This window comes from Streptomyces sp. NPDC005791 (genome assembly GCF_042871485.1).
In the GTDB taxonomy this organism is placed as follows: Bacteria; Actinomycetota; Actinomycetes; order Streptomycetales; family Streptomycetaceae; genus Streptomyces.
In genome coordinates this window covers 279233-285433 of record NZ_JBIAIP010000011.1, presented here as the reverse complement: position 1 = coordinate 285433, position 6201 = coordinate 279233, and the positions used below count along the sequence as shown (strand labels likewise).

Below are 6201 nucleotides of genomic sequence, written 5' to 3'. Positions count from 1 at the left end.
AAGCTGTGGTCATCGACCTGGATCGGGTCGCCCTTCGGGCGCCATTGACGGCCCGGGTTGGGCAGCCGGCCGACCATCTCCTTCTTCTTCGTGTCTACGCTGATGACCGGCTTGCCATCGGCCAGGTGGTGCTCGGCCTGCTCGTTGATATAGCGAAACTGGGCGTCGCGGTCGGGGTGTTGTATTCCCTCCAGGGTCTTGGCCTGGGCCTGCAGACTGAACCCGCTGTCCTTCAGTAGTCTCCCCACCGTCGTCGCGGAGACGGGGTGTCCCTGCCGGGTCAGCTCGTCCGCCAGATTGCGCAAGGACTTCGTCGTCCACCGCAGCGGAGACATCGGATCGCCCCGCTCATCCGGCTCCACCAGTGCCATCAGCGCCGGCACGATCTCCGGATCCAGCATCTCGGTTCGTTTGCGGCCGCCGCCCGGCCGCCGAATCCGTCCCGCTGACCCAACGGTATCGCCGACCTCCAGCTCGACAACACCACGGCGGACCGTGGTCTCGCTGGCCCCCGCGACCCGTGCGACAGCCCGAACGCCCCCATGCCCCAGCAGTCTCGCCTCGGACCCCATCAGTAAGCGCCGCTGCCGTTCGTCCAGGTGCGGCAGCAGCACCTCGAACCGGACAGCGAGCCGCCCGAGTTCCCCCTCCGAAATCGCCATACCAGACCAACGAGACATAGACCGGTAGGCGACAACTTGATTCCTTACGGCTCCACCTGCTGAGGAACAGCTTCCGATACGCGGCCCGGCAGGACTGGGAGAAAATCGCGAAGGCGCTCAGGCCCGTCTACACCGCGCCGACCGAGGAAGCCGCGCTGGAGCGGTTCGTGGAGTTCACCGATGCCTGGGGCGGGAAGTATCCGGCGATCGTGAGGCTCTGGGAGGCGGCCTGGGCAGAGTTCGTGCCCTTCCTCCGGTTCGACGTGGAGATCCGGAAGATCATCTGCACCACCAACGCGATCGAGAGCATCAACGCGCGGATCCGCAAGGCCGTCCGGGCCAGGGGGCACTTCCCCACCGAGCAGGCAGCCCTCAAGTGCGTCTACCTGGCCGTCATGAGCCTGGACCCGACCGGCACCGGACGCAAACGCTGGACCATGCGCTGGAAGGCCGCGCTGCAAGCCTTCGACATCATCTTCGACGGCCGGCTCACCGCCGGACGTCGCTGAACAAAACCAATTGAGTCCCACCGTTTACTACACAGACCCGACGACGAACGCGCAGCCAGGACCGTGCGGTCCGGTAAGCGCATCGGAAAGGCCGGATACCGCTGCCCGCTTTCCCTGGCCCTACGAGAGGGGCCAGGGAAAGCGGGGAGCGGCCGGATTCCCGGCTTCGGCCTGTACGCGTCGATCTCCCGCGTTCAAGCCATCAAAGGCCTGGCCCGGGCGCACCGCACCGACCGGCCCCGCGCCTTGTCGCCCGTCAGCGACCACGCAGGTGCGTCAGCCGATGATCGCGACCGGAGCGTCCCATGCGTTGCGGTCAACGGTGATGGTGTGACCGCCGCGGGTTTCCTTGCTGTTGACCATGTACTGGTGGCCGCGGCTGTGGTTGGTGTACTGGGTCGGCTTCCACGGCCAGTCCGTGGTGGTTGTGTTCTTCTTGTCCCACAGTGCGTACCAGAGGTTGCCCGGCAGGTCCGTCTTGTTCGTGGCGGTGGCGATGGCCGCGGCGCTGGAGCTGCTGAAACCGTACAGGCCGCCACGGTAAGTGGCGTTGCGCAGCGTTTTGGTGAAGGAGCGCACGTAGTGAGGGTGGCGTCGTTGCACGCCTTGTCGGTGATGTCGTACGACTCCATGTTCAGGTAGATCGGGCTGCCGGCTTTCATCCCGAGCGCTGACGCCTTGGCCACCGCGTCCTTGGCGTTGCTCGCGCCGACGGAGGCAGCCGTGGAAGCGGTGAACCTCTCCGGGTTGGCGCTCTTCTGGCAGGGCGGCTGCGCGCCGACGTAGAGCGGGATGACCTTCCACCCGATGGCGTTGACCGACTTCACCCAGGACTTGGTCAGGTTGGGCTGGGCGCAGCCACGGTTCTTGCCGCCGATGTAGACGGCGGCGGCGCCGTAAAACTTCGTGTTCCACGCCTTCATCGCACTGAGCGAGGGTGCGGTGCACGTGTCGAACGCCCGACCGGTGTACGTCTTCTGCGCCGGCCAGGCCGTAGCGGCCATGGATGTCTGCGCCGCGAAACCGGCACCCGCGACCACCACGACCCCAGTGGTCGCCCACGCGATGTAACGGCTCTTCCTGGACAGCCGATGTCTGGACATTCCCCACCCCATTCAGTGCGGCCTGTGGCCGCCTCCGACGTACCCGGGACAGCGGCCTGTCCTCTGACAGAGGCCTGACGCAGTCCCGGGTTCAGTTCCGCGCCCACAATGGCGCGACGACCACGCTCCGAAAGTCCGGAGCGCATCGCACAGTAGCCGACACGGGTGTCGTGATCAGGACGAACGCAAGACCCCGCGTGACAGCGAAATGCCTCTCGCCTACCGATCTTCACCTACGTCGACGAACCGAGCAGAACATCGCCGCTCGCCAGGGAGAGTTCCGCGGCTACCAACGCGACAGAAGCCCGAAGGACAGGAACCATGCAAGACCTTCTCCCGCTCCCCCGAGGCCAAGCTTCCAGCCCGCTCAGGCCAGGGGAAAGTACGTCCTCGGCCGACCCGTGACGTCACGTAGACCGTCCACGAGCGACGGTCTCCTCGCCCACAGCGCTTCGGACCGCAGAACATGCCAGGCAAGGACACCAGGTGGGGCGGGTGGGACCCTTCCACGACGCTCCCACGGCGGCGTCGTTACAAAACCCCAGGTCAAAGCCGTTCAGAGCTCATCTTCGATGCGCGAGGACCCGCGTTCGCCACACCCCCGTGAGGCGAACGCCACACGCAAAAACGCCCCCGGAAAACGCGTTTCCCCAGGTCAGAACGATTCTCCCTGGGGACGCTGGGTGGGGCGGGTGGGACTCGAACCCATAAGCGTGACGCCTCTCACCTGCGACGATGCCGAAACAACGGACATAGCCGCCCGTTTCCATCCCGCTGCATCCCCCTCGATCCGGCTCGGATGGGGATCGGTTAGGCGTTCGCCACACCACCCGTTCTCCGTCGCGTACGCGCCCTGCTGCCGAGGTGCACGGCGAGACTGCCACCTTGCAGCGCTATCGGATCGTCTCCGTAAAGCGGTCGGCCAAGCTGTCCCTCTTGGCCGTAAGAAGTGACGCTCCGTAGCGAGGTGCGTCCTTGCCGGCATCCGGCGTCCGGTCCAACCGAGGGCGACTCGTGGACGAATGCGACGATTCCGATGGACTCCCTCGAAGCTCCTCCGAACCAAAGCGGGTTGTGGTGACCGTTTCCTCGATGGAGCTTCGATGCATCCACAGGATGTCGAAGACCCTTTGCTTGGCGAATCGTTTGATCACGCCGGTATCGTGGCGCGCCAGACGGCTATCTATGAGTACACGGGGTGTGGATCATGTCGTTCTAAGAGGAGTGGGGCGAGCTGAAGGCGGCCGCCGCGATGAGGCTGAACTCGGCCGGCGACAGTGGCGGTTCAGGGGCGGCGAAGGGCTCGGCCGACTATGTGGTCTCGGACGACGAGTTGGGGGACATCGGCCACGCAGCGTTCGGCCTGTTCAACGGCCTCGAGTCGACCGGTAAGCACGCGAAGGTGGCAAGTGAGACCGCTGGTACGAGCCTCAAGGGCGACGGGTTCGATACCGGTGCGGCGTTCACGGAAGTGATCGGGACCTGGGAGACGCAGGTGAAGACCCTCCTTCAGGCGTGCGCCCATATCTCCAACCACCTCGACTACACGAAGGCCTCGAAGAAGGCCGACGACGAGTGGATCGAGACACAGCTGCGCATCGTCGGTCCCGTCGCCCCAGAAGCGGACGGGGCCGTTCCCGCCTCGCAGATCAGCAAGTACTTCCAGTAAGGAGCCGCTGCCATGCCCACCTTCGAACAGCTCCTCACTGCCAGACTCGGCCCACTCGACACGGCGGTGACCCAGTGGACCGAGATGATCGGCAAGCTGACCTCACCGCTCCAGACCGACGCATCGGCCATGAAGACCAAGGCCGACAAGTCCAGCTGGAAGGGCGAGAACGCCACCGTCACCAAAGAGTTCGTCACCAAGACCGCCAAGGAATTCGGTGACGCCATCACCGAGGCCGAGTCCGTACGCGACCTCCTCAAGGACGCCCACACCCTCTTCAAGACAGCCCAGGACGACCTCAAGCACACCTACGAGAATCCCCCTCCGGGTATCATCATCTACCCCGACGGCGTCCTCAGCCATCGAATACACCCTGACCGCCGGGCCAAGGACAGCACCGAACCCCTGGCCACCGAGGCACAGTTCGAACAGCTGCGCGGCAAGATCAACGGCATCCTGAAACGCGCCAACGAAGCCGACGAGCTCTGTGCCTGGGGCCTACGCACCCTGATCAAGCACCACCCCAACGACTTCGGAAGCACCGACCTCAGCGGTGTCGCCGACGCCAAGAGGATGCGCGCCGAGGAGCAGCAGCAGGCGGAGAACGGCCGCGAGGCCGCCAAGCTCTACGCCCGCTGGGAACACCTCGACGACGACGAGCGCGAGCGGCTCCTCACACTCGCCGAGGAAGGCAAGGACTCGCCGGCCTTCGCCGAACAGCTGATGACGAAACTCAGCTACCAGGGCCGCGAACAGCAGGACGCCGTGCTGCTGCTCGCCAGCAGCCTGGAGTCGGGCGGCCGCGACGGCCAACTTTCCAGCACCGACGCCCGCCTCTACAAGGCCCTCTCCGGCTCCCTTGCCACCGCCACCGGACCCGACTCCTCGATCGGCTCCCCCGGCGGCGTCACCTCGGCGTGGACCGACAAGCTCATCACCACAGCCCGAGACGGCAACGGCCTGCCCACGCGCCACCCCGGGGCCATCGGGGGCGGCGCCGCGACCCTGAAGGACCTCACGGACCTGATGGCCGCCGACGTCGGCGACAAGGCGTACGACCCGAACGACAAGAACGCCTCCCCGTACGACAAGGACAAGGGCGACCCGGTCTACAGCCAGGCATTCCTGACCGAAGTCGGCGACACCATCCGTGAGTGGGAGACGGACAACGACGACGCCTACGACGGCGTCATGAAGAACTGGCAGGGCACACAGGAAGACCCGATGAAGGGTCTGATGAACGCGATGAGCCGCAACCCCTCCGCGGCCACCGGCTACTTCGACCCGAACACCACGGACAACCTCAAGTACTTCCTCGAGGACCGTGACTGGCCGGGCGGCGCTGTCGAGGACGAGATGCCCGACGAGCTGAAGCAGACCTCGGCCCGCACCGAGTTCGGCGCCACTCTGGAGGCTGCCGCCACCGGCCGCGAGCCGGGCAGCCCGCTGCACGCCGTCCCCACCCACCACGACGGCGCGGAGACCGCGGTCTTCGAGCGGATCCTCAAGGAATACAGCGGCGAGGACGCGCCGAAGAACCAGAGCTCCGTGCCCCTGCCCATGCGCACGAGCATGGGCAACATGATCGGTGACTACGCCTCGGACGTGCACCAGATCCTCGGCAAGAACATGGACGGGCCGACCGACTTCAACAACCTCACGATCGAGCGGGGCGACCTCACCCGTCTCATGCGCGGCGTCGCCGAGGACCCCAAGGCGTTCGGTGTCATGCACCACTCGCAGAGTGTGGTGATCGCCGAGGGACTGAACGGCTTCCCGCCGGACTCGTACCGCAAGGAGGATCCCGAGATGCGCGCCTGGGTCAAGCAGTCGGCGTCGGTGCTCGGCCACCTCGACGGCGTGCGCGGCGACGTCATCTACGACCTCGGCCAGGCAGAGAAGGACACCAACGCCTGGAACCAGAGGATGAACTACCACACCATCGGCGCACCCCTGACGGCCATCCCCATCGTAGGCGACGCGCTCCAGCGCACGGTCGACGCCGGCACGGCCGGGTACATGAACGAGCTCAACGCCACGGTCGACGAGGAAACTCGTAAGAACATGGTCAACCACTTCGAGAACGGCGAGAACCAGATGAACGCCATGATGCGGAAGATGGCGACCGAGAAGGGCCTCACGACGGAGGAGCTGGACGCGAGCCCGGGCGAGTACGAGGACGGTCTCCAGACGACTGCCGAGAACTGGTACCAGCAGGGCATCGAGGACGCCCAGAAGAAGATGGGACAGCCGTAGAC

3 protein-coding genes and 2 pseudogenes are annotated in these 6201 nt (G+C 65.7%); 3 read left to right on the top strand and 2 right to left on the bottom strand.

The window, feature by feature from the left end; all coding sequences use genetic code 11:
• Positions 1-662, bottom strand: a 662-nt coding sequence (locus ACFYSH_RS22920; protein WP_388754800.1) for an ISAzo13 family transposase, incomplete at its 3' end; no start/stop codon positions are given.
• Between the two features lie 50 nt (positions 663-712).
• On the opposite strand from ACFYSH_RS22920, the pseudogene ACFYSH_RS22915 reads away from it, so the two are divergent.
• Positions 713-1171: pseudogene (locus tag ACFYSH_RS22915) on the top strand (transposase); the annotation flags it as partial.
• Positions 1172-1447: 276 nt separating this feature from the next.
• On the opposite strand, the pseudogene ACFYSH_RS22910 reads toward ACFYSH_RS22915, so the two are convergent.
• A pseudogene (locus ACFYSH_RS22910) lies at positions 1448-2274 on the bottom strand (glycoside hydrolase domain-containing protein).
• A gap of 1252 nt (positions 2275-3526) precedes the next feature.
• Here ACFYSH_RS22910 and ACFYSH_RS22905 point away from each other — a divergent pair.
• Both ACFYSH_RS22905 and ACFYSH_RS22900 read left to right on the top strand, forming a co-directional pair.
• The gene (locus ACFYSH_RS22905) at positions 3527-3943 is read left to right on the top strand and encodes a hypothetical protein (RefSeq protein WP_359472589.1); all 417 of its coding nucleotides are present in this window, start codon (positions 3527-3529) and stop codon (positions 3941-3943) included.
• A gap of 12 nt (positions 3944-3955) precedes the next feature.
• The gene (locus ACFYSH_RS22900) at positions 3956-6199 is read left to right on the top strand and encodes a DUF6571 family protein (RefSeq protein WP_388754797.1); all 2244 of its coding nucleotides are present in this window, start codon (positions 3956-3958) and stop codon (positions 6197-6199) included.
• The last annotated feature ends 2 nt before the right edge of the window (positions 6200-6201 follow it).

Excerpts from the sequence above, each read along its gene's own strand:
- ACFYSH_RS22905 (WP_359472589.1), top strand. The coding sequence starts at position 3,527 with ATGAGGCTGAACTCGGCCGGCGACAGTGGCGGTTCAGGGGCGGCGAAG.
- ACFYSH_RS22900 (WP_388754797.1), top strand. The coding sequence starts at position 3,956 with ATGCCCACCTTCGAACAGCTCCTCACTGCCAGACTCGGCCCACTCGAC.